At 57.1% G+C, this 21215-nt stretch carries 24 protein-coding genes; 13 read left to right on the top strand and 11 right to left on the bottom strand.

The annotated features are described in order from the left end of the window. Nucleotides 1-51 precede the first annotated feature (51 nt). Nucleotides 52-507 carry a GatB/YqeY domain-containing protein gene (locus AC5JQH_RS05080; RefSeq protein WP_491713351.1) on the top strand — a complete coding sequence of 152 codons (456 nt, stop codon included), beginning with the start codon at nucleotides 52-54 and terminating at the stop codon, nucleotides 505-507. Nucleotides 508-622: 115 nt separating this feature from the next. Further along, entirely contained in the window at nucleotides 623-1051 is a 429-nt protein-coding gene (locus AC5JQH_RS05075) for an organic hydroperoxide resistance protein (protein ID WP_008172436.1), read from the top strand. Between the two features lie 33 nt (nucleotides 1052-1084). Here the strand turns inward: AC5JQH_RS05075 and AC5JQH_RS05070 are convergent, their stop codons facing one another. Beyond that, nucleotides 1085-1372: a hypothetical protein gene (locus tag AC5JQH_RS05070; RefSeq protein ID WP_482930996.1), complete on the bottom strand. Its 288-nt coding sequence runs from the start codon at nucleotides 1370-1372 to the stop codon at nucleotides 1085-1087. 157 nt (nucleotides 1373-1529) lie between these two features. Here AC5JQH_RS05070 and AC5JQH_RS05065 point away from each other — a divergent pair, with 157 nt between their 5' ends. From AC5JQH_RS05065 to AC5JQH_RS05050, 4 genes are all read left to right on the top strand, one after another. Then, on the top strand, nucleotides 1530-2225 hold the full coding sequence (locus AC5JQH_RS05065) for a VWA domain-containing protein (RefSeq protein WP_491713350.1): 696 nt from the start codon (nucleotides 1530-1532) through the stop codon (nucleotides 2223-2225). Nucleotides 2226-2271: 46 nt separating this feature from the next. Next, nucleotides 2272-2991 carry a DnaJ domain-containing protein gene (locus tag AC5JQH_RS05060; protein ID WP_008172429.1) on the top strand — a complete coding sequence of 240 codons (720 nt, stop codon included), beginning with the start codon at nucleotides 2272-2274 and terminating at the stop codon, nucleotides 2989-2991. Nucleotides 2992-3098: 107 nt separating this feature from the next. Then, entirely contained in the window at nucleotides 3099-3893 is a 795-nt protein-coding gene (locus AC5JQH_RS05055) for a transporter substrate-binding domain-containing protein (RefSeq protein ID WP_254775527.1), read from the top strand. 84 nt (nucleotides 3894-3977) lie between these two features. Then, on the top strand, nucleotides 3978-4667 hold the full coding sequence (locus tag AC5JQH_RS05050) for a type 2 periplasmic-binding domain-containing protein (protein WP_053112847.1): 690 nt from the start codon (nucleotides 3978-3980) through the stop codon (nucleotides 4665-4667). 53 nt (nucleotides 4668-4720) lie between these two features. Here AC5JQH_RS05050 and AC5JQH_RS05045 read toward each other — a convergent pair whose 3' ends face one another. The 4 genes from AC5JQH_RS05045 to AC5JQH_RS05030 all read right to left on the bottom strand — a co-directional run bounded on the left by AC5JQH_RS05045 (nucleotide 4721) and on the right by AC5JQH_RS05030 (nucleotide 9040). Continuing rightward, a complete protein-coding gene (locus AC5JQH_RS05045) occupies nucleotides 4721-6619 on the bottom strand; it encodes a PHA/PHB synthase family protein (protein ID WP_092033369.1) in 1899 nt (632 codons plus the stop codon). Between the two features lie 25 nt (nucleotides 6620-6644). After that, nucleotides 6645-7388, bottom strand: a complete 744-nt coding sequence (fabG, locus tag AC5JQH_RS05040; protein ID WP_053112845.1) for a 3-oxoacyl-[acyl-carrier-protein] reductase — start codon at nucleotides 7386-7388, stop codon at nucleotides 6645-6647. Between the two features lie 108 nt (nucleotides 7389-7496). Next, nucleotides 7497-8714, bottom strand: a complete 1218-nt coding sequence (locus tag AC5JQH_RS05035; RefSeq protein WP_039881948.1) for a polyhydroxyalkanoate depolymerase — start codon at nucleotides 8712-8714, stop codon at nucleotides 7497-7499. Further along, nucleotides 8711-9040 (bottom strand): 2OG-Fe(II) oxygenase, encoded by a 330-nt coding sequence (locus tag AC5JQH_RS05030; protein ID WP_008172419.1) that lies wholly within the window; start codon nucleotides 9038-9040, stop codon nucleotides 8711-8713. The genes AC5JQH_RS05035 and AC5JQH_RS05030 overlap by 4 nt, the downstream gene beginning before the upstream one ends. Before the next feature lie 110 nt (nucleotides 9041-9150). Here AC5JQH_RS05030 and mtgA point away from each other — a divergent pair, with 110 nt between their 5' ends. Then, complete coding sequence (gene mtgA, locus AC5JQH_RS05025) at nucleotides 9151-9843, top strand: monofunctional biosynthetic peptidoglycan transglycosylase (RefSeq protein ID WP_493805345.1); 693 nt, start codon at nucleotides 9151-9153, stop codon at nucleotides 9841-9843. 96 nt (nucleotides 9844-9939) lie between these two features. Beyond that, nucleotides 9940-10419 (top strand): riboflavin biosynthesis intermediates N-glycosidase, encoded by a 480-nt coding sequence (ybiA, locus tag AC5JQH_RS05020; protein WP_008172417.1) that lies wholly within the window; start codon nucleotides 9940-9942, stop codon nucleotides 10417-10419. Between the two features lie 40 nt (nucleotides 10420-10459). Here the strand turns inward: ybiA and tenA are convergent, their stop codons facing one another. The 3 genes from tenA to AC5JQH_RS05005 all read right to left on the bottom strand — a co-directional run bounded on the left by tenA (nucleotide 10460) and on the right by AC5JQH_RS05005 (nucleotide 12378). Continuing rightward, nucleotides 10460-11128 (bottom strand): thiaminase II, encoded by a 669-nt coding sequence (gene tenA, locus AC5JQH_RS05015; RefSeq protein ID WP_493805344.1) that lies wholly within the window; start codon nucleotides 11126-11128, stop codon nucleotides 10460-10462. A gap of 24 nt (nucleotides 11129-11152) precedes the next feature. Then, nucleotides 11153-11365: a hypothetical protein gene (locus AC5JQH_RS05010; protein WP_008172415.1), complete on the bottom strand. Its 213-nt coding sequence runs from the start codon at nucleotides 11363-11365 to the stop codon at nucleotides 11153-11155. 110 nt (nucleotides 11366-11475) lie between these two features. Next, the gene (locus AC5JQH_RS05005; RefSeq protein ID WP_092033349.1) at nucleotides 11476-12378 is read right to left on the bottom strand and encodes a DMT family transporter; all 903 of its coding nucleotides are present in this window, start codon (nucleotides 12376-12378) and stop codon (nucleotides 11476-11478) included. Between the two features lie 112 nt (nucleotides 12379-12490). Between AC5JQH_RS05005 and AC5JQH_RS05000 the strand changes: the two genes are divergently transcribed. From AC5JQH_RS05000 to AC5JQH_RS04990, 3 genes are read left to right on the top strand one after another with little or no spacing between them, the layout of a single operon-like run. Then, nucleotides 12491-13354, top strand: coding sequence for a LysR substrate-binding domain-containing protein (locus AC5JQH_RS05000; protein ID WP_008172413.1), 864 nt, complete (start codon nucleotides 12491-12493; stop codon nucleotides 13352-13354). A 57-nt stretch (nucleotides 13355-13411) separates the two neighbouring features. Continuing rightward, nucleotides 13412-14059: a DsbA family oxidoreductase gene (locus AC5JQH_RS04995; protein WP_092033346.1), complete on the top strand. Its 648-nt coding sequence runs from the start codon at nucleotides 13412-13414 to the stop codon at nucleotides 14057-14059. Nucleotides 14060-14079: 20 nt separating this feature from the next. Further along, entirely contained in the window at nucleotides 14080-14535 is a 456-nt protein-coding gene (locus AC5JQH_RS04990) for a DUF4112 domain-containing protein (protein WP_108017704.1), read from the top strand. A 14-nt stretch (nucleotides 14536-14549) separates the two neighbouring features. Here the strand turns inward: AC5JQH_RS04990 and codA are convergent, their stop codons facing one another. The 3 genes from codA to codB are packed head-to-tail and all read right to left on the bottom strand — an operon-like array spanning nucleotide 14550 to nucleotide 17743. Beyond that, nucleotides 14550-15806, bottom strand: a complete 1257-nt coding sequence (codA, locus tag AC5JQH_RS04985) for a cytosine deaminase (protein ID WP_286810989.1) — start codon at nucleotides 15804-15806, stop codon at nucleotides 14550-14552. 29 nt (nucleotides 15807-15835) lie between these two features. Further along, complete coding sequence (locus AC5JQH_RS04980; protein WP_273156155.1) at nucleotides 15836-16459, bottom strand: PucR family transcriptional regulator; 624 nt, start codon at nucleotides 16457-16459, stop codon at nucleotides 15836-15838. Beyond that, complete coding sequence (gene codB, locus AC5JQH_RS04975; protein ID WP_219120550.1) at nucleotides 16460-17743, bottom strand: cytosine permease; 1284 nt, start codon at nucleotides 17741-17743, stop codon at nucleotides 16460-16462. It abuts the gene before it with no gap. Nucleotides 17744-18005: 262 nt separating this feature from the next. Here codB and AC5JQH_RS04970 point away from each other — a divergent pair, with 262 nt between their 5' ends. Together AC5JQH_RS04970 and AC5JQH_RS04965 are read left to right on the top strand one after the other, a co-directional pair. Further along, on the top strand, nucleotides 18006-20513 hold the full coding sequence (locus tag AC5JQH_RS04970) for a hypothetical protein (RefSeq protein ID WP_286810988.1): 2508 nt from the start codon (nucleotides 18006-18008) through the stop codon (nucleotides 20511-20513). A gap of 13 nt (nucleotides 20514-20526) precedes the next feature. Beyond that, nucleotides 20527-21171 (top strand): OmpA family protein, encoded by a 645-nt coding sequence (locus tag AC5JQH_RS04965; protein ID WP_273156150.1) that lies wholly within the window; start codon nucleotides 20527-20529, stop codon nucleotides 21169-21171. Nucleotides 21172-21215 lie beyond the last annotated feature (44 nt).

Below are 21215 nucleotides of genomic sequence, written 5' to 3'. Positions count from 1 at the left end.
CCCGATTCGTCCCCATAAACCAGAACAAAGCCAAACAACAGGAGATCAGCAATGACGGCACCAACCCTTAAGGAACAACTGTACAGCGCGGTAAAAGAAGCAATGCGGAACAAGGATAAAACCCGCCTGGTTACTTTGCGCATGGCCCAGTCTGCCGTGAAGCAGATCGAGATTGATGAACGCCGCGAGCTCAATGACGAGGATGTTCTCAAGGTGCTGGACAAGATGCTCAAACAGCGCCGCGACGCGGCCAGTCAATACGACGAAGCCGGCCGCGAGGAACTGGGCGATAAAGAGCGAGCGGAAATGGTGATCATTGAGGAGTTCATGCCGGTGGCTCTCAGCGAGGATGATCTTGACGGGTTGATTCGGATGGCCATCAGTTCAACGGATGCCCAAGGCATGCAGGACATGGGTAAGGTGATGAATGAATTGAAACCCCAGGTGCTTGGCCGGGTTGAGATGGGCCATTTGAGCAAGAAAGTGCGGGCCGCGCTGGCGGGTTGATCCAGTTAACCATTTCTATCGCATAAAACGGGGCGACGCGTCGTTTAGAAAATCGTCGCGCGGAAATGCCTCGGAAGGTATTTCTGTTCAAATTCGAAGGAAAAAGGAAAGTGTTATGTCTATCGAACAAGTGCTCTATCGTGCCCATGCAGAAGCAACCGGTGGTCGTGACGGCCGTGCCATTTCGTCAGACGGCATTCTTGATGTAGAGCTGGCAACCCCGAAAGAAATGGGCGGTGCCGGCGGCAAGGGGACCAACCCGGAGCAACTTTTTGCTGCAGGCTATTCCGCATGCTTTATCGGCGCCATGAAATTTGTGGCCGGTCGCGACAAGCTCAAGATGCCGGAAGATGCTTCCATTGAAGGCGTGGTTGGCATCGGCCAGATCCCCAATGGGTTTGGCATTGAAGTGGAATTGCGCATCAGCCTTCCGGGTATGGACGATGCCGAGGCCAAGCAGCTGATCGATGAAGCACACAAGGTTTGTCCATATTCCAACGCAACCCGTGGCAACATCGACGTAACACTCAACCGGGTAGGCTGATACCCGGTTTGGATCCAGTGTCGGAACCTGGATCTACCAATCGAGCCTGAGGCTTGCCAGCAGGGCATCCCCAAGGCTCAGATCCTCGGTGCCCGTGTTCAGGTCCTTGTATTGGACACGGGTAGCCAGACTGGCTCCTAGACCAAGAGCGATGGTTGGCCAGGATTGTCCCCCCTGGTGCAGCCGATAAGTCAGTTGGGTTCTCCACTCGCGTAAATAGAGCGCGCTTTCTACTTCCCTGTCCTTGTCCATCGTGGCCCAACGGTCCCCGTTTCGTTCCACCCGGAACGCCCAAACCTGCCCCGGGCTCTGCCACTGCATCAGAACAGGCAGGTCTACCAGCCAATGGCCGTGTGCGTTGCTTTGTTTCCAGCGTGCTCTGGGGAGCCAACTGAAAGAGCCAAACCTGTGAATTGCGCGATCTATGCCCTACTATTTTAGCGTCAGTTTTTTCAGCCGCCGTGATTTTCAGGAGCCTATGTCCGATAAAGAGCTACGCACCCGATCCGACAAACAGGCGATCGACCAGTTTATCAATGAGGTTCGCACGTTGCCCAAGCAGGGTGGCGGGCAGGGGCGGCTGATTTTCGCGCTGGACGCGACTGCAAGCCGGGAAGCTACCTGGGACCAGGCCTGCCATCTGCAGAGCGAACTGTTTATAGCAACCCGGGATCTGGGTGGCCTGGCCATTCAGCTCTGCTACTACCGTGGCTTCGGTGAGTTCAAGGCCACGGGTTTTGTGACCGAAACCGGGCAGTTGCTGAATCTGATGAACGGCGTTTCCTGCCTCGGTGGGCGCACCCAGATCAGCCGGGTATTGACCCACGCGGTGAAAGAGACCCGTGCAAAGCCCGTCAAAGCTGTGGTGTTTATCGGTGACTGTTGCGAGGAACCGGTGGACGAGCTCTGTCACACCGCCGGGGAACTGGGAATGCTGCGCACACCGGTGTTCATGTTTCACGAGGGCAATGATGCCCATGCAAGGGCGGTATTCCAGCAGGTGAGCAAGCTTTCAGGGGGCGCATACGCACCCTTTGACCGTAACAGTCCTCAGGTGCTCAAGGATCTTATGGCGGCAGTTGCGGTCTATGCTTCCGGGGGAGCCAAGGCTCTGCAGGATTTTTCCAGCAGTAGTTCCCCGGAAGTGAAACGCCTGACCAGACAGATCCGGTAGTGTTTGTGAGAATCCATTGATGGGCCGTTGTGCCCGGGGTATTTGAGTGCCTTTAACGCTTGTTGCCATCGTTGTCGCGGTTGTGGCCTGGGTGTGGTTGCGCAATCAGCCTGCCAGTCAGCGCAATGCCGCCATTCTCAAGCTGGCCCTGCTGGCCGGTATCGGCATCGTCGTCTTGCTGGCTGTAACCGGGCGACTGCATTTTGTCTTCGCCGGTTTGGCCTTTCTCTATCCTCTGTTGCGTCGCCTGCTGCCATCTCTATTGCGTGGCGGGCTCGGTCGCGTGGCTGGCGGTGCCGGACCCAAGTCGGGCAACCAGTCCCATGTTTCCAGCGATATTCTGGAAATGACTCTGGACCACGACTCGGGAATCATGAGCGGCAAGATCATCAAGGGCCCGATGGAAGGGAGAGAACTGGCGGAGCTAAGCGAAAGCGATTTCCTCGAGCTATTGCGCTATTGCCGCGGCCAGGACGAGGATTCTGCCCGGCTACTTGAAACTTACCTGGATCGCCGGTTCGGAGACTCCTGGCGAGCAGACGATGAGGCGGCCTCTGAAAGCGATCCGTCGGGCGGCAGTGGCAATACGAGCGGCCCGCTTACCGAGAGCGAAGCGCTGGACATTCTGGGGCTCGAGCCCGGAGCCAGTCGGGAAGAGATCATCAAAGCCCATCGGAGGATGATGCAAAAACTTCACCCGGACCATGGTGGCAGCAATTACCTGGCGGCGCGCATCAATGAGGCCAAGGAGTGTCTTCTGGGCTGAGTTGCATCCTGGTTTGCAGGCATATGCTCAGAGTGATTGCCTGCACGCCCGGATAAGGATATTGTTCAAAAACTGAACTTTTTAGCCCGAGGTGAGAAGACAGCGGTTTGAAGATTTCAACGCTCGCCCATTTCTTTTTATTTCTTCTGCCAGGATTCCCTTTGGCTGCGAATTCGGAGCCACTGCCGCGGCTTAAAGTTCTCGCTGCTCAGATACCGGGTGCAGCGGAGCCAAGTCTCGAGGGGCGAGATATAGAATTGGTTTTGGCGACCTTCGATGAGTGCGGATTTGAGGCCGAATTCATCATGCAGCCCTATGAGCGCCATGCAAGGACCTACAGGGATCGTCAGGACTTCGATGCTATTGCCACAGTACCTTTGCACTGGCGTCTTCCCGGTTATTCCACATCCGCCTACATCTGGTACCAGAACGGAGCTTTCTACAATCACTCCCGTGTCGGGCCGATTGAAAGGGTCAAAGACCTGGCCGGTCTCAACGTGGTGACGTTCCGTGAAGGGGGCGATGTGCTGGGGATCAGCGATAACGTACCTGAATTCGCCTCGCTCACCGAAATCGCCGATCAGACCATTCACTCCCGGCTACTGTTTATGGGCCGGGTCGATGCGATTCTGGCCGACGGATTCGTGGTCGCGGAAGTGAATCGGAGAATCTTCAACAAGAAGCGCCGCGGTGAAAGCTGGCCCTCGCAGTCTGATGCTTTTCGTTTCGCGCCAATCTTTAACCCGGCGCCGCACAAGATGGTTTTTCGGAACCCCGCATTCGCCGCAGCCTTTGATCAATGCTTCGACGATTTGCGGCAATCGGGTGTGATTGGTCTCATCAATCAGAAATACATCGATAAGTATCAGAATGTGCTACGTTTCAGGTATCTAGGACGTTAAGTACAGGTCCGTATGGAAAGGTAAGCGAATCTGGACGACCCTGATCGCAGGAAATTCATGCGTTCAGTCCCATGGAGTGGAGCGATGGTTCGGCCACACTGTGCAGTCTTCATCAGCCTGCAGATCTTCTTTTCCAGCCTTGCGGCCGCCTCGGTTCCTGTCGCCGTTGGTGAAGGGTTGCAGGGCGTGATCGGGTACTCCGATGGCAAGCTCTATGGGTCCTTGGCGCCGCTCTACGAATGTGTCTTTGATCGCGCTGACATCCAGCCCCAGTTTATTCAGGTGCCTCTGAAAAGAGGGCTGGGGTATTTGCACTCGGGAGAAGTCTCGATGGTTCTGCCCCTTGCCCAGAGTGAGCGTCGGGACAGAATCGGCGAGTTCGCCGGTGAGTTGTTTTCGGCGGACTATGTTTTTGTCTCGAATCGCCAACTTCCGCCGATATCTGAAACCTCGGGCCTTAAATATGGGCTGCCTCGGAGCTTTGTTGGTGAACAGTTCATTACCGACGAAAACCCGAGAATCGAAGAAGTCACAGAGTGGTCCCAACTGGTTGCCATGCTTCACTATGACCGCCTGGATGCGGTCGTATTGCCGGCGCTTCTGGTGGAGGATCTCTTTGGTCCTGATGTGGTCAAGGTATTCCAGCAAACAGCGGGAACCCTCCCGGTTTCGCTTTACCTGTCTCGAGCGAATCTGGACAGCGAGGATGTGGGCAAGATCAAACGCGCAGTCAGGAGTTGTCGCGCCGGTGACCTGGTTTCCGAGCTGCGTTAGGGAGCTTTCGCCGGCCCGCTATTCCAGAGTTTCCCGCTCAGTCCACGGATGCTTCACTGCGTGACTTTCTCAGGTGATGGCGTTTTCTGCTTCGCGGAACCCGATTTCCCGCGTTGCGGTTGTCGCCGCTTCCGGACCGCCGGGCTTGGTGGTGCCGGCTCGTTGCGCAAGTAAGCCCCGGGCGCCGGTTCAATCACCGGCAGATTGCCCTCTCCCGGAATGCGAGCCTTAACCTCACCGCCACCGAACTGCTCGGCCCAAGCCACCCAATCCGGCCACCAGGAACCTTCAAACTGCTCGGCACCTTTCAGCCATTCCTCTGGATTGGCCGGGTTGTCTTCGTTGAGGCGATAGCCGTACTTCTTCTTCTCGGGCGGATTGATGATGCCGGCAATGTGTCCTGAACCGCCGAGCACAAAACGCAGCGGGCCGCCCAGGTTACGTGCGCCTCTGTAGCAGGAGACCCAGGGTGCGATGTGGTCCTCAATGGCGGATGCGAAGTAGCTGGGAACCTTCACCTTTCTCAAGTCGATCGGCGTGCCCGCCAGGGAAATGCCACCGGGTTCACGCAGCCGGTTGTTCAGATACATATTGCGCAGGTAAAAACTGTGCATCGCCGCTGGCATGCGAGTGGCGTCCGAGTTCCAGTACAGCAGGTCAAAGGGCGCAGTATCGCGGCCGAGAAGGTAATTGTTGACGAAAAACGACCATATCAGGCTGTTGGCCCGCAGCATGTTGAAGGCCGTTGCCATGGAGGCGCCTTCAAGATACCCCTGTTTATTCATGGCCTTCTCGATTTTGGCGATTGAGTCCTCGTCGATGAAGACGGCCAGATCTCCGACGTCGGAGAAATCCATCATGCTGTTGAGAAACGTCGCACTTTTTACGCGATCATCCCCGCGAGCGGCCAGCCAGGCGAGCGTGCAACCAAGCAGAGTGCCGCCGATGCAGTAGCCGACGGTATTGATTTCCCGCTCACCCGTCGCCTGCTCGATGGCATCCATGGCGGCGACCGGACCTTCGAGCATGTAGTCCTCAAAGGTCTTGTGTGCCAGCTCTGGCCCGGGATTTACCCAGGAAACCACAAACACGGTGTGGCCCTGTTCCACCCAATAACGAATGAAGGATTTTTTCTCGCCAAGATCGAGGATGTAGTACTTGTTGATCCAGGGCGGTATCACCAGCAAAGGCCCGCGATGAACGGTCTCGGTGGTCGGCCGGTACTGGATGAGTTGCATCAGATCGTTCTGGAACACCACGTCGCCGGGTGTGTTGGCCAGATTGTCGCCCACCTCAAAGGCGTCCGGGTCGGACATGCGGAAAGGCATCGGGCCCTTTCCCTCGTCCAGATCACGCAGCAGGTTTGCCAGGCCTCGCAGGAGGTTCTTGCCCCGTGTCTTAACGGTTGTGCGCAACACTTCCGGATTGCTCAGAACGAAGTTGCTTGGGGCGAGGGCATCGGTCATCTGGCTGGCGAAAAAACGGACTTTCCGCTTATCGTGATCGTCCAGATCCCTGACATCGTCAATGGTGTCCATAACCCAGCGAGTTGACAGTAAATAGGCCTGCTTGACGGCGTTGAAGGCTATGACGTCGTTCCAGGCCTGATCCCGGAAGCGGCCGTCGCCGGGCTCCGGTTCGGCTACGGTCAGTGGTTTCTTGCCAATACCGCTGGCCAGCAGGCCAGACCAGAACAGACTGGTGTCCTTGATCAGTCGCATCTGCGCGAACAGAAGCGTGTCTGGCTGGGTTGCAAGCTTGCCGGTCAGGGTGACAAAGGGTTTGGTCATGCTCCCGACGCTGGCCGGATTCGGCGGGCCACCGCGCAAACGGCGCATTATGGAGCGCTTGAGCAGGTGACCACCATGAACACCCACTCGTGCCAGAGAGCGGCTTACCACATTGGGTTCGAAGTCAGGCGTTGATTGCTTTTTTATTGGTTTATCAGCCATTTTTTCGCCTTCTGTCTTTCAAGTGTTACATGTAAACGCCGCCGTTAACGTTGATCTGCTGGCCGGTGATGTAATCGCCTTCCGCGGCCAGGAAGACCACGGCGCGGGCAATTTCCTCCGGCTTGCCAAACCGACCCATGGGAACCCTGGCAATGATCTGTTCACGGATATTCTCCGGGACCTGGGCCAGCATTTCGGTTTCGGTAAAGCCGGGCGCGATGGCGTTGACTGTGATGTTGTACTTGGCCATTTCCAGTGCCAGGGTCTTGGTAAACGCAATGATACCGCCCTTGCTGGCTGCGTAGTTGGCTTGCCCAAAGTTGCCGGCTTGCCCGACGAATGAGGTGATGTTGATTATTCGACCGTACTTCTGGTCCATCATGATTTTCAACACTTCCGAGCAGGTGGCGTAGACGCTGCCCAGGTTGGTATCCAGGACGTCGTTCCAATCGTCGTCGGTAAGCTTCTTCATGGACTTGTCTTTGGTGATGCCGGCGTTGTTCACCAGAATGTCTATGCGGCCCCACTCGTCCTGAACCTGACGAACCAGGCTCCGCGCTTCCGGCATCTTCGAGAGGTCTGCTTTGAAGGCAAGTGCCCGGACGCCGGTGGCCTCGATTTCCCTGGCAACTTCGTCGCCTTCAGGCTGACGTGAGCGGTAGTTGATGGCGACATCGGCGCCGCGTTGAGCAAGCTGAAGTGCGATGTGACGACCGATGCCGCGTGAGGCACCGGTTACGAGGGCGACCTTGCCCTTGAGGTCTTGCATGAAATCCTCCCTGGAGCGGTAGCCCGCTCTGGTTGTTATTCCTTATTATTAATCACCTCATTCAAGCTAGCAGAGCACCCGAGTCGCGACAAGAAAATGTGATACCCGTCACGCTTCGCGGATGAATGTCTTGAGCCGCGGCGCAATGGATTCGCGCCATTGGCTGCCATTGAAGACACCGTAATGGCCAACCCCCTCTTGCAGATGGTGCAGACGCCTGGCGTCCGGGATATTCACGCATAGTTTATGGGCGGCCCGGGTCTGCCCGGGGCTGGAAATGTCGTCTTTCTCGCCTTCAATCGTCATCAGTGCTGTTTTTTCGATAGCCGCCGGATTCACTTTTCGGCCCCGGTGCATGAAGCAGCCCCGGGCAAGGTGAAACTCCTGGAAGACACGCTGGATGGTGTCCAGGTAATAGGTGGCCGGAAGATCCATGACCGCGAGGTATTCGTCATAGAATTCACGATGACGTCTGATCTTTTCGACCTCCTTGTCACGCATGGACTTGAACAGGCCCCGGTAGGCATCAATGTGGCGGTCGAAGTTCATGTTCACGAATCCGGTCAGTTGCAGAAAGCCGGGATAAACCTTCCGCATGGCCCCCGGATAGGGCGCGGGTACCGGGTGAACCAGGTTGCGTCGGAACCAGGCCAGGTTGTGTTTGGTGGCCAGTTCGCAGGGTGCCGTGGGATCAATACGTCCGTCGATGGGGCCGCTCATGAGAGCCAGCGAGCGCGGTGTTGCCGGGTTTTTATCTTCGGCCATGAGAGCGGTGGCTGCGAGCACCGGCACGACGGGCTGGCAAACCGCCAATACATGGGTGTCTGGCCCAAGCTGTTCAATAAAATCGATAACGTAGTCGATATAGTCGTCCAGCCCAAAGTCGCCAGCCGACAAGGGGACACGACAGGCATCACGCCAGTCGGTGATGTAGACGTCGTGGTCTGGCAGCATTTCCTTGACGGTACCCCGCAGCAGAGAGGCAAAGTGTCCGGAAAGCGGCGCAACGATCAGGAGTTTCGGGTCATCAGGCCGCGATACGCTGCGCTGGAAATGCTTGAGCTGGGCAAAGGGTTTGCGCTGGAGGATGACTTCACTGACGTCCACCTTTTCGCCATCGCACACTGTTGAGTGCAGATTGAAGGCCGGTTTCGGGTAGCGCCGGGTCAAATCGCCAAACACGCCATAGGCGGAGGCAATGCTGCGAGCGCCCGGTAAGCGGGATAAGGGGCTCAGGGGATGTCTGAGCAGTTTACTCTGTGCGTCTGTCGCGATACGCAAGGGCATCAGCGCTGCGCGGCTCATTTCATGGGCAAAATACATCATGATACTGTCCTGCTTGAGTTATGGAGTCCGGAAGTCAACGCAAAACTCAACAGCCATCGATTTCCGCGCTCGATCTTTGATACCCGATGCTGATAGAGATCCGGGCGAAACAGATACAATCTTCCAAAAAGGTTGAAAATGTTCTTGTCGCAAATGAATTCGCCACCGGCCTTGGGTTTGGCCAGAACCCAATTGAGTTTGTAGAGCCGGCCCTCGGAGACCATGTCCACGTGCGGGCCTACCTTGTGGCCTTCTGGATATCGGACCAGGTATATATTCAGGCGTCTGGAATGAAAGAGAATCCGGGTTTTTACTTTTGCAGGCATGGTAGTGGCATACGCTCTTGCAGAATCGCTATCAGCAGTTTGCGCGCTGTGCGGCCCGTTGGTCAATTATGGCCGGGAACTCGATCGTACAAAGATGAGGATTTGAACTGATGGCCAGAGCATCAGGTGGTCGCAAGCTTTTGCGATGGTTTTTGCTGCTATGCGCTGGCGCTATCGTGCTGGTCCTGTTGGTGGTTCTGATGTTCCGTTTCGTAAATCCACCCACCTCGGCCTTCATGGTGGGTTATCAGCTTCAGGGCACGAACAAATCCATCGCCCACGAATGGGTGCCCATGCGCGAGATCTCTCACTGGATGCCGCTGGCGGTAGTTGCCAGCGAGGATCAGCGATTCCCGCATCATGTGGGCGTGGATTTTGAGGCGGTTCGTCAGGCGCTCTCGGAGTATCGGGCCGGCGACGGGCTTCGAGGGGCCAGTACCATCACCCAGCAAACGGCCAAGAACCTCTTTCTATGGAGCGGGCGTAGTTTCATTCGCAAGGCCATCGAGGCGGGATTGGCGCTTATTATAGACGGCCTGTGGTCAAAACAGCGGGTACTGGAAGTTTATCTGAACATTGCCGAGTTTGGCCCAGGTATTTACGGGGTTGAAGCCGCAAGCTGGACATACTTCGGGAAGCCGGCGCGCCACCTCACTGAATATCAGGCTGCGCTGCTTGCCGCTGTACTCCCGAATCCGAAGGTTTTGAGTGTAAACGCCCCATCCTCTTATGCGCTGGAACGAGTGGCCTGGATTCGGGGCCAGATTGCACAGCTTGGTGCTGGATATCTGCGAGATCTCTAGTCTTGCAGATGAGCCGGTTTATTGGCGTGACCCCTGGCGCGTACTCGTTGATACTAGGGGTATTGCAGGACCACTTATTTCTAAAGGATCGCAAGAATGTCTCTCTTCCCCGACGACAACGGTGAGAACGACCTGTTCATGTCCCGAACAGATCCGGACAATCCGCTGGGCACCCATGCCCCTTACAGTTTCGAGCTGGAAGGCAAGGTCTGGCCAACCGTGGAACACTATTTCCAGGGCATGAAGTTCACCGACGACAACCGCCAGGAAAAGGTGCGCAACGCCGACACGCCCGGCAAGGCCGGAAAGCTAGGGCGCAAGCGCCACAAGAGCCTGCGGCGGGACTGGAAGCAGGTGCGCGAAACCGTTATGACACGGGGGATCTACGTGCGCTGCCGCACCCATCCCGAGCTGGCAGAGGCTCTGCTGGATACCGGCGACACGAAAATCGTTGAAAACAGCAATTTCGATTATTTCTGGGGCTGCGGCCGGGATCGTCGGGGCGATAACCGTTACGGAAAAGTGTTGATGAATGTGCGGGCCAGGTTGCGGGAGGAGCGGGCAGCGCAGGATTGAACTTCAACCTGCCCGCCACCTGCCGCACCAGTAGTGCAGGTCAATCGCTCTGCTTCAGGCCCATTTCCCAGAAATCGATTTCAAGCCGGGTGGCGTCGCTGAAAATCCGGGTTAGTTCCTTGAAGCGGGCAGGGGAGACTTCGGCCAGTCGCTGGTTGAGCCAGCTGATCTCTGCCTGCATAGCGTCCTGGAATTCTTCGCTCTCGTACATGGCGATCCAGGCATCGTAGGGGTTGTTCTCGCCCCGAATCGTTTCCGCCCGGCTTTTGAGCCAGTTGGCGATTTCACCGTAGCCCACCATGCACGGCGACAAGGCCACGTGCAGGTCCAGCAGATCACCACGGTTGCCGGTATCCAGAACATAGCGCGTGTAGGCGAGTGTGGCGCGGGCTTCCGGCAGTTCGGCCAGCTCTTGTTCGGAAATTCCCCATTCCTTGCAGTAGCTGATGTGCAAATCCAGCTCCACATCCACAATGGCCTGCAAACCTTCCTTGGCCTGGCGGAGATCCGACAGTGTCGGGCTTTTATAGGCTGCAAGAGCAAAGGCACGCGCGAACTGGATCAGGAACAGGTAGTCCTGCTTCAGGTAGTGCTGGAACGCCTCGGGCGCTAATGTCGCATTACCGAGTTGCTCCACAAAGCCGTGCTCGATGTAGGCCTGCCATTCGTTCTGGCAGCTCTTTTTCAGGTCTTCGAACTGATAAGGCATGCTTTCTCCTGGAGGACGGTCGACTCAGTAACAGGAATTCGGTGACGAGTCCGGGTTGATCTCACCGGCGACTTCTTCCGGATCAATGCCGTGACTGACCAGTACTTCCCGCACAAAATTCACCTGCGCGAGAATTCGGTCAGCATCGTCGCCGTATTCGAACCGATTGATTTCGACCGGTTGGGGCATGAAGGTAAAGGCGGTTTTCAGGGCGGTGAGCGTGTCTTCGTCGGCCATTGGCATACTCCTCTGCGGTTTGAGTTACACATGAGGAGTATACGCATGTCTTCCGGGAAAGGCCGATAGGCTGCCTTGGACTGGTCGTCTTGCTCGACGATCTGTCAGGTTCAGGCTCGTCGACGGCTGGCTGCCACCAGCGAACCAAGAACTACGAGCATCGCAGCCAGCGGAAGCCGCCAGTCTGGCGCGGCAATCCCGGCCAGTACCAGGAAAAGAGCGGCCAGCACAGGTACCGCATAAGCCAGGCTGCCCACCAGTGCGGTAGGGCCTTTCCTTAATGCCAGATCCCAGGCCACCATGGCCAGGCCATATGGACCCAGACCCAGGGCGACACCAGCGGCGAGCGCGGTTCCTGAAGGCAGCACATGGGCGGAGCCGGAAACGGTATCTGCGGCTGCGGCTCCGGCGCCAGCCAGAAGGAACAGGCCTGGCATTACAGGAGCGATCGCTACGGGTGTTGCCTGGCAGATCCAGGAGTAAAGAGCCCAGCAACCCCCAGCCAGAAGAGCCAGCCCGTAACCGGTCAGGTTGCCTGAAAAACCATTATTCAGGGCCTCCGGGCCCAGCAGCAAAGCCGCGCCGGAAAAGGCAATCAGTGCCCCCGCAATAACCGGGAGGGCGATCCGCCGATGGAAGGCCCACTGGCTGATCAGGATGAACATGACCGGCCAGGTATAGGTGATCAATGACGCCTCTGCGGTGGGTGCCATGCCAAGCCCGGCCAGGTAGGCGCCGACCGCCCCCAGAACCAGCAAAGGCACAAGACCGAAAATCACCAGTTTCCATTGCCAGGACACTTTCACAGGTTTACGCGCTTCGCGGCCCCGGAAACTCATGGGCAGCACGGCCAGTGCGCCACTGATCAGGGCGATGGTCGTAAGCTGGAAGGGCGGGATGGAACGCGCTGCATCGACCAGCAAAGGGGCAACAGCCCAAAGAACGACGGCAACCAGAGCCGCGATGATGCTCAGGATGTTGGGCAGACGTATGGGCGCGTTGACAATCCTCATGGGCAGTCCTCCTTTAGCTGGTGTGTTGTGATCTGACAGCGGGAGGATATACTTGCTTGAGATATCACAAAAACAACGTTTAGTGATTAAAAGCATCACAGGAGTTGATGAATTGCGTCCCCGTATTCTGGATCTGAACGTGCTGCAAACACTGGTGGCCATTGCCGACACCGGAACGGTAACCGCGGCGGCTGACCGGCTTGCCTATACCCAGTCAACTGTCAGCATGCAGTTGCATCGCCTGGAAGCCCTGTTGGAAGTGTCTCTTCACGAGCGAGAGGGCCGGCGTATTCGGTTTACCGCTGAGGGCGAGCAACTGATCGGTTACGCCCGGAAGATGCTGGCCCTTAACAACGAGGCACTGGATTCGCTCAGGCAGCGGCAGGTATCGGGGCAACTGAGCCTGGGTATCCCGGAAGACTATGCGTTTTTGCTGACCTCCGTTCTCTCCCATTTCAGCCAGCTGTTCCAGTCGGTTCAGCTGCAGGTTATCTGCGGATCAAGCGTCAGGCTGCTGGAGCAGGTGCAGGCTGGTGAGCTGGACCTGGCGGTTGTGACCCGTCAGACCCGCTCTCCCGGGGGCGAAGTGATTCGCCGGGAGCCATTGGTGTGGGCGGTTGGCGCCGAGAAACAGCCGTCCCTGACAGATCCCATTCCTCTCGCGCTTTACTCACCGGGCGCTGATGTGTTCAGAGAGGTGGCAGAACAGGCGCTGTTTTCTGCGGGTCGGCAATGGCGCCTGGCTTACTCAAGCCAGTCGATGACAGGATTGATGCCCGTTGTCGTGGCCGGATTGGCGGTGGTGCCCGTAACCCGCGATATGCTCACACCCCAGCTGCGGGTTCTGGACGAACGAAGCGGTATGCCGGCCCTGCAATCCATCGAGATGGCCCTGCATCGGCCGTCGGGCCGTCCGACTGAACCGGCCCGGCAGATGGCAGAGCTGATCCGGGAACATCTGGCGGGAGATGGCTGATCTGTCTCCGTGTTAGGCTGGCAGTATCGTGTCTAAACGCAATTAACGGGATACCCCATGAAAACGATCAACATCGACATTGTTTCCGACATCGCCTGCCCATGGTGCGCGATTGGTTATGCCCGCCTGGAACAGGCTATGAAACAGTTGGCGTCGGAGTATGAATTCGGCCTGCAATGGCACGCGTTTGAGCTGAACCCGGACCACTCTGGCACGGGCGAGCCCATCCTGCCGGCCCTGGCCCGCAAGTACGGTCGAAGTGAGCAGGAAATGCGCGCGACCCAGGATCAGATGATGACGATTGCGAAAGATCTGGGCCTCAACTTTGAGAAAATGCAGGAGCGCTTCACCTGCAATACCTTCGACGCCCATCGGCTGGTGAAGTGGGCGGCTGAGCGGGGCAAGCAGACGGAGATGAAGCAGGCGCTCTTCGAGGCTTACTTTGGAAAGGCGGAAGACGTTTCAGACCAGGACGTGTTGCTGGCCTGTGTCGAGAGCCTGGGGCTGGACCGCGGGAGGGCAAAGCAGATTCTGGATTCCGATGAATTCGCCAACGTGGTACGCGAGGATGAAGCAACCTATCAACAGGCCGGTGTTTCTGCGGTGCCGGCCTTCATCGTGAACGGTAAATACCTGATCTCCGGCGCCCAAGAACCCGACACCCTGGTTCAGGCATTCGAAGAAATCAGCGCAAAGCCTGAGTGAGCGCCTTCGTTGGAGATAGAATGCAGAAACCATCCGAAGCCCGGCAACGGGCCATTCTGGCACGGCTGGATAAGTTCAGCCGCTTTACCGATAGCAACATCGCTATTCCTTTCACCAATGTACGGATTGGCGCGGAGGCCGTAATTGGCCTGCTGCCCGTGGTCGGGGACGCCGTGGGCCTGGTCCTGGCCGGATACGTACTGGTGGAAGCGCAGCGAGCAGGCGCCACCAAGGCGGTGAAGATGCGCATGTTGCGGAATATGGGCATCGACTTTCTCGGCGGGCTGTTGCCAGTGGTAGGCGATGCCTTCGACGCGGTTTATAAAGCCAACACCCGCAACACCCGTCTGCTTCGTAACTACCTGGAAAAGGAGTTGGCGATTGAACCACCGCCTCCGCCTTTCCCCTGGCGGACCGTGATTGGTTTATCCGTGCTGTTCGCTGTGGTGACCGGTGGCCTCACGCTTTTATTCTGAGCCGCACACTGCTCTTAAAGCATCAGGCCGGTTTCCGGATGGGAGGCCTCCCGCCGGACCAGCACCTGCCCGTCCCTTACAGACGCCAGCACCGGTCGCTGCCCGAGTAGTACTTCATAGGGCGTGGCCCCCTGAAGAACCACGCATCGTGCTGGCATCCCTTCGTCAAGGCCATACTCATTAAGGTCAAGCGCAGCCGCGCCATTCTCGGTGATCAGCTCCAGTGAACGGTCGATCCAGCTCATGCCCAGCATATGGCAGGCGTGCAGGCCGACATCAAGGGTCCGGAGCATGTTGCCATTGCCCATTGGATACCAGGGGTCGCGAATGGAGTCCTGGCCAAAGGCGACTTTCAGTCCGGCATCAAGCAGCTCGGGGACCCGGGTGATGCCTCGGCGTTTGGGATAGCTATCGAATCGGCCCTGCAAATGCAGGCTTTCAGTGGGCATGGAAAGAAAGCGCAGGCCTGACTTTTTCAGCAATCGAAACAGGCGGCTGCAGTAGGCATCGTTATAGGAGCCCATTGCACAGGTATGGCTGGCGGATACCCTGGAACCGTAGTCGAGTCTCAGGGCCTCGGCGGCCAGAACTTCGAGGAACCGGGATTCCGGATCATCAATTTCGTCGCAGTGAACATCCACCAGTCGGTCGTTTTTATGGGCAAGCTCCATCAGCCAGCGAACCGACTCTGCACCGTAATCCCGGGTAAACTCGAAGTGGGGAATGCCACCCACCACATCAGCACCGAGACGCACGGCTTCCTCCATGAGCTCACGCCCGTTTTTGAAAGACCAGATGCCCTCCTGGGGAAACGCGACGATCTGCAGGTCAATGAAGGCTGCGGTCTGTTCGCGAACCTCAAGCATGGCCTTGAGGGCAGTCAGGTTCGGATCGGTCACATCCACGTGGGTACGCACGTACTGGATGCCATGGGCGGCAAAGAGCTTCAGCGTCTGACTGGCGCGGCTGATCACATCGTCGTGGCTCAGGGTTGTCTTGCGCTCGGACCAGCATTCAATGCCTTCAAACAGGGTGCCGCTCTTGTTCCAGCGCGGCTCCCCGGCGGTCATGGCAGCGTCGAGATGGATGTGTGGCTCCACGAAAGGGGCTGTGACCAGATTTTCTCCGGCATCCAGTTCGCCTTCATTGACGGTGGTATTTTCGGCTTGGGCGGTGATACCTGAAAATCGTCCGTTGCTGATCTCAAGCCGGAATAGCCCATCCCGGCCCTGTAGACGTGCGTTCGCTATTGCGTTCAATGGTTTAGTCATTTTATCTCCGGTCAGTGGCTAACCCGCATCTATGGTCTCAGTAGCAGGTGTGCCAGTAACAGTGTTCTGAATTGTTCTGTCGGGGTGCCCTGGCCAGGCATTGATTCACTGAGCTGGTTCATTCTGTTGCGTACTGTGTTCCTGTGACAGCCCAATGCTTCTGCCATCGCGCTCTGGTTGCCCCGGCAGGTAATCCAGGCATCGAGCAAGTCTGCATAATCGGCCAGGATGGCTTGATCCATCTGCTCAATCGATGTGTGTTCGGACCAGACAATGGCCCTGCCGATGGCTTCCGTGACTTCCACCATGGGCAGAGAATAGGGCTGTTCGAACAGAGGTATCGCAAGCTCGTCGGCCAGCCGGCATAACGTGTTGGGCAGTTGACCGATGTAAGCATCTCCGGTCAGGACAACGAGTCCGGAGACATTGCATTCCTTGCCCTCATACAGGCATTCCGCCAGATTCTGGGGGCTGCGATGTCGGCTGATGCCGGTAACAAAAACCAGTTCGCCACCTTTGACCCAGCTCTTGAACGAACGGTTTTCCGCTACATAGGGCCAGCGTACCGGGTTATCCCCGGCGGACTCCCCGCCCCGGAGCCGAATGGCATCCAGGCCGGGGAGGTGTGGCACGTTCCGGCATCGCAGGGTCACTCAGATCGCTCCCATCACCTGGGCTTTACGCTCACGGACCGCTTCGCTGACAACCAGAATAATGCTGTAGCTCAGGGCCGCGACGAGAACACCCACAATGGGCGCAATCCAGGGAGAAGTATAGGCGGCTGCGGAGCCGATGGCGTAGGCCGCGAGCCCAGGGAAGTTGAAGGCTGGCAGCGTAACCGTGGTCAGGTCCGGATACTGGCGTTTATAGCCGACAAAGTAGCTTGCCATGATGACTCCACCGATCGGCGGGATAAAGGTGCCAAGCAGAACAAGGAACGGGATCAGCCATTCGTACATGCCCAGTACCGCCAGAACTGTCCCGATCGCGGCACCAGCAATGGTCACCGATTTTCGGCGGCGGGTACGGATCAGGTTGCAGCCCGCGACCGCAAAGTTGTAAACCGTGTTGTCCTGGGTGGTCCAGAGATTCAGGAACAGCATCAGGATACCGAGTGTGGCGAGGCCCTGGGCGACCATGATGTCGACGATGTCGGCTTGCTGGTAAACGAGGGCACCAAAGGCGCCGATCAAGGTCATCAGACCGTTGCCAAGGAAGAACGCAAGCAATGTGGCGATCACAGCGGTTTTGCCGGATTTCGCGAAGCGGGTCCAGTTGGTGGCCTGGGTGCCGCCACTGACAAAGGTGCCGAAGACCAGCGTGATTGCAGCTGCAACGCTCATCTCATTGGTCGGGGTAATAGCCAGCAGCCCGGACAGGCCGCCGGCATCGGATGTGGCGATGGACATACTGACGGCGACCAGAATAATCATGGCGGGGACGGCAACCCTCGATAGCCACTCCAGTCCTTGGTAACCGATAAACGCAGTAACACAGAAGGCGAACCCGAACAGCACCATCAGCGGTGTTGTCATCCCTTCCGGCATCCCGGTGAGTTTGACCAGCAGAATTGCCATAGTGGCCGTGCCCCAGGCGTACCAGCCAATCTGGGTGAAACCCAGAATAAAGTCGGACAGCTTGCTGCCCAGCTCGCCAAAGGTGAACCGGCTCATCAGGGCTGTGTTCAGGCCAGTCTTCGCGGCGATATAACCCAGCCCTGCTGCGTACAGCCCCAGCAGCAGATTGCCGACCGCCAGAACCATCAGCATTGTGGAAAAGTCGAAGGCAACACCAACGCTGCCACCAGCCCACATGGTGGCGGTAAAGAAAGTAAAGCCAAGGAGCACCAACCCCATGGACCAGACGCTTTTGCGCTGATCCATGGGAACCGGGCTTAAGGGATAATCCTGTTCTTTGGGTGTAGGTTCAGTGGTCATGACGATCTCTCCGTGTCTTGGGTAACACCAAGGGAGTTGGCAACGTTTGTGCCATGGAGGCTTATCGGGTCGAATCTTGCGGCGCAGTCCGCCAGATATTGTGTATAGTGCACAAAGGCACTGTTGAAGAGCCGTTGGCAGGAACCTCTCTGCTTCAATACGGTGCGATCTGGAGCCGGAGTTACTCCTTTGGTGCGTCGGGCGACGGCAGCAAACTGGACTACACTTCCAATTACTCCTTTGGCGAGAAGGAATTCACTCAATGACCAGGCGCGTTGCCAGCTACACCCTGTGGGTTGCCATCGCACTTGGCATCGCTCCGGCTGTGGTTACTGGCCACATTTCTCCTTTTTCCATGTTTGACGAGCGCTTTGGGCTTGAGGTTGAAAGCCTGATGTTCCTTCCCCCAGAGCTCTGCCTTGTCGTTTTCGTTGTTGGAATCGCGGCGTGCGTTGTTCTGCGACGCTTTGTCCTGATGCCACTGCTTTTGCCCTGGTTGGCGCTGGTCTTTTTCCCTCCTGAGAAGCTGACTGAACCGTTTCCAAGCGCCTGGGATGCCCAGGAGAGGCTCTACGAAAATGAAAAGCTCGCCAGAGAAAGTGCTGAGCTACCGGACCTGGACTCACTCCGAAGCAGGATTGGTGACATAGATCATACGGACACGGGGCTGTTCCGTTTCGAGCGCGCCGAACTACTGAGCGAGTTGGACCAGCTTTCAGAACGGAGTGGTGCCTGGGACACGAACGTCAGCCAGCGGGCTGCCAAGATTGCTGTTCAGATAACGGCATTGAGGCTGAAGATCGCTCAGGCTAACTCGCACCTGAGTATGATTGATAAGTCGCTGCGTGATCTGGCCATAGTCTCGCGTTTCAGCCTTGGACTGGCGAACAAGGTGTTGGGGGAGAAGCTCAGGCAAGGGCGAAACAAGGTTATCCGTCACCGTAATGCCCTGGAAACCACTCGCCGGGCATTGAGAGTGGAGCTGACATCGATCCAAACAGCACGATCGGATACTGAGCAGGCTCTAACACAGCTGCGGGACCTTGATGCACGAATCAGCACCTATCTCTGGGCAAGTGATGCTTACAGAGCCTGGCAGATTTCCATGACTTACAAACTGCTGTGTCTGGCAGTGTTGGTGGCTCTGCTCTGGGTCTTTCCTATGGGATCTACGGTTTACCTGTCGCTTCTGGGTGTTTCGCTGTTCGCCGCAGTGTTTTATTCAGAAGGCGCCCTGGGCTACAGGCTCTGGTTGATTGTTCAGTTCTTGATGCTTTGCTTCGCGCTGCGCATTGCGCGCTTGTTGGTACGGGAGAATTTCCCGTTGCTTCGCAGGCAGTCGGGACCTTTTCTATTGCAGACTTGCCGCAAAACACTGGTCTTCTACCTGCCGTTCCTGACGTTGCTGGCGCTTGGCCTGGCAGCCTCCTGGCAGGTTGATCGATGGGTCGATAACCAACTTTACAGTCTGGAATTCATGGCGGACTCCGACCCGAAAGCAAACCGGAGGCAGAACATCGATCGTGCGATCAGCGCCTATTTCGATGATCAGGAAGAGGCCGCTTTCAGAATGCTTGATGACCTCGACGCGAGGGCAAAATCGTCCCCGAAAGCCGTGGCTGCCGCAATGATGTCGTTCTATGAGCAAGAGGTGCCCAAGACCTTGCCTGATGTAGAGCCAGAAATGGCACCACCGGGTTGTAGTGGTTTCCTGCCCTGGGTTTTCCAGACGGCGTCATGCGCAGAAACGTCGGTCAAGGAACCGCTGAACGAGGCCTATGCTGAAAAGCGCGAGTCGCAGCGCCAGAGCCTTGATCGCGCAACGCAGGGCTATGCGGAGCTTGCCACAAGCGGTGCCGGCAACCTTGTTGATGTTGCCCGCGAGGATTTGAGTGCGACTTTCCATGATATGGAAACGGCCATAAAGACGCAGTTGAGCGTGATCTACGCTGTTGTTGATATCTATTCCTGGGTTTCATGGTTCGTGTTGATCCTCGTTGTCATCAAGAGTCTGATGTACATTTTTGCGCGGGTATTTTTTGGAGCGAAGGTTGATGGCGAGCGTGTGATTCAGTTTGAGCCACAGTCAGAGCCCGGACAGTCCGGCGGGGTGCGAGAGGTGTCAGACCGTCTCGATCTCACGCCAGATATGGGAGAGCTGATATACGTTAGCAAACGCTATGATTTCGCCAATGCGCCGCCTGATGAGGTGACTCCGCAGGCCCAAAAGGCCTTCTTCTCCCGCTTCTTGCGCGGGGCCTGGCACATGAACCGGGTATGGACAGGCGCCCGCGTTGGCGGGGCCGCACCATATCGTCGGTTACCCGCCGATGAACGGATTGTGGTCTGGACCCTCAAGCCAGGTGATGCTGTGATCTTTTCCTGGAGGCAGTTCGTGGGGATGAGTGAGCGTATCGGTCTTCGCACCCGGTATAGCTGGCAGCTGGCCTCTTTAATATTCGGGCGGATGTTTTATGTGGTTGCTTTTGTACCCTCTGATGCCGTGGGCGATGGCACCCTGTTGCTTTCTGCCCGCGGCAGTGACGGCACAGATGGCGAGGAGAGTCCCAGCAACAGTCCGGACCAGCTGCTCGCATGGCAGACCACCACCCGATTCGGGATGCACGCCAATTTGAGTTTCCGGAACGTTTACCGCAGCGGGGTCCAGATCCGTGCGCTCAACAAAGATCTGGCTGTCATGCATTCCAACGTGCAGCGTCAGCGATCAGGGGCCGCACGGTTTCTGACTTGTTTTTTCCTGCCGGTATAACGGGGTAGCCGCCATGAGAAGTGCTCTAACCGCGATCGGATTCATACTGGTGGCGATCGTTTTTTACATACTCTGGACCAACCTGAGCGCGCGCATTATCGCGATTGAGTCTGATACTGGCAGTTATATCTATAGCGAACCGGATAGTGCCGACGTGATCGACCGGTCGGTTCAAGGCCCGGATATGGGCGCGTTGAATGCCAGGCTGGCTAACCTGGAGGCGTTGCAGAAGCAAAATGCAGACGCAATAAAAAGTCTGTCTGAACGCCTCGACCGCTTCGAGGCTGCCATCTGCCGCGGTGACGACTGTGGTCGCAGAATGCTGATCCGGGAAACGGTTTTGTTTGCCCTCAATGACAGTACGCTCAGTGAGCAGGCCAAAGACCGGATTAATCGTCTCATGGAAGGCGTCAAGGAAGGTGCTCTCATCTCGCTCAGGGGGCAGGCAGACGCCGTAGGGGATGAAACCTACAATTACCTGCTTTCGCTACGCCGTGCAGCGGCGGTTAAGCACTATCTCGATACTCTGCTGGCGGAGTCGGGGCAAACTGGTGATCTTCTTATTACGATTGATGGCACAGGGGAGGCCCTTTCGGGAGGATCCGACGAATCCGAAAACCCGGCCCGTCGAATGGTGGAAATCCTGATTTTTGAGTGAGGTGTGTGGGAAAATTGTACAGGTCGTACCTCGTTTGATTCGTT

This window comes from Marinobacter sp. H13, assembly GCF_059072335.1.
This window is presented reverse-complemented; position numbering and strand designations above follow the sequence as displayed.

Excerpts from the sequence above, each read along its gene's own strand:
- AC5JQH_RS05010 (WP_008172415.1), bottom strand. The coding sequence starts at position 11,365 with ATGGCCGACGAAGACACGCTCACCGCCCTGAAAACCGCCTTTACCTTC.
- AC5JQH_RS05065 (WP_491713350.1), top strand. The coding sequence starts at position 1,530 with ATGTCCGATAAAGAGCTACGCACCCGATCCGACAAACAGGCGATCGAC.
- tenA (WP_493805344.1), bottom strand. The coding sequence starts at position 11,128 with ATGCCTTATCAGTTCGAAGACCTGAAAAAGAGCTGCCAGAACGAATGG.
- AC5JQH_RS05045 (WP_092033369.1), bottom strand. The coding sequence starts at position 6,619 with ATGGCTGATAAACCAATAAAAAAGCAATCAACGCCTGACTTCGAACCC.
- AC5JQH_RS04965 (WP_273156150.1), top strand. The coding sequence starts at position 20,527 with ATGAGAAGTGCTCTAACCGCGATCGGATTCATACTGGTGGCGATCGTT.
- AC5JQH_RS05030 (WP_008172419.1), bottom strand. The coding sequence starts at position 9,040 with ATGCCTGCAAAAGTAAAAACCCGGATTCTCTTTCATTCCAGACGCCTG.
- fabG (WP_053112845.1), bottom strand. The coding sequence starts at position 7,388 with ATGCAAGACCTCAAGGGCAAGGTCGCCCTCGTAACCGGTGCCTCACGC.
- AC5JQH_RS05070 (WP_482930996.1), bottom strand. The coding sequence starts at position 1,372 with ATGCAGTGGCAGAGCCCGGGGCAGGTTTGGGCGTTCCGGGTGGAACGA.
- mtgA (WP_493805345.1), top strand. The coding sequence starts at position 9,151 with ATGGCCAGAGCATCAGGTGGTCGCAAGCTTTTGCGATGGTTTTTGCTG.
- AC5JQH_RS05005 (WP_092033349.1), bottom strand. The coding sequence starts at position 12,378 with ATGAGGATTGTCAACGCGCCCATACGTCTGCCCAACATCCTGAGCATC.
- AC5JQH_RS05075 (WP_008172436.1), top strand. The coding sequence starts at position 623 with ATGTCTATCGAACAAGTGCTCTATCGTGCCCATGCAGAAGCAACCGGT.
- codB (WP_219120550.1), bottom strand. The coding sequence starts at position 17,743 with ATGACCACTGAACCTACACCCAAAGAACAGGATTATCCCTTAAGCCCG.
- AC5JQH_RS04970 (WP_286810988.1), top strand. The coding sequence starts at position 18,006 with ATGACCAGGCGCGTTGCCAGCTACACCCTGTGGGTTGCCATCGCACTT.
- AC5JQH_RS04990 (WP_108017704.1), top strand. The coding sequence starts at position 14,080 with ATGCAGAAACCATCCGAAGCCCGGCAACGGGCCATTCTGGCACGGCTG.
- ybiA (WP_008172417.1), top strand. The coding sequence starts at position 9,940 with ATGTCTCTCTTCCCCGACGACAACGGTGAGAACGACCTGTTCATGTCC.
- AC5JQH_RS05080 (WP_491713351.1), top strand. The coding sequence starts at position 52 with ATGACGGCACCAACCCTTAAGGAACAACTGTACAGCGCGGTAAAAGAA.
- AC5JQH_RS04995 (WP_092033346.1), top strand. The coding sequence starts at position 13,412 with ATGAAAACGATCAACATCGACATTGTTTCCGACATCGCCTGCCCATGG.
- AC5JQH_RS05050 (WP_053112847.1), top strand. The coding sequence starts at position 3,978 with ATGGTTCGGCCACACTGTGCAGTCTTCATCAGCCTGCAGATCTTCTTT.
- codA (WP_286810989.1), bottom strand. The coding sequence starts at position 15,806 with ATGACTAAACCATTGAACGCAATAGCGAACGCACGTCTACAGGGCCGG.
- AC5JQH_RS05035 (WP_039881948.1), bottom strand. The coding sequence starts at position 8,714 with ATGATGTATTTTGCCCATGAAATGAGCCGCGCAGCGCTGATGCCCTTG.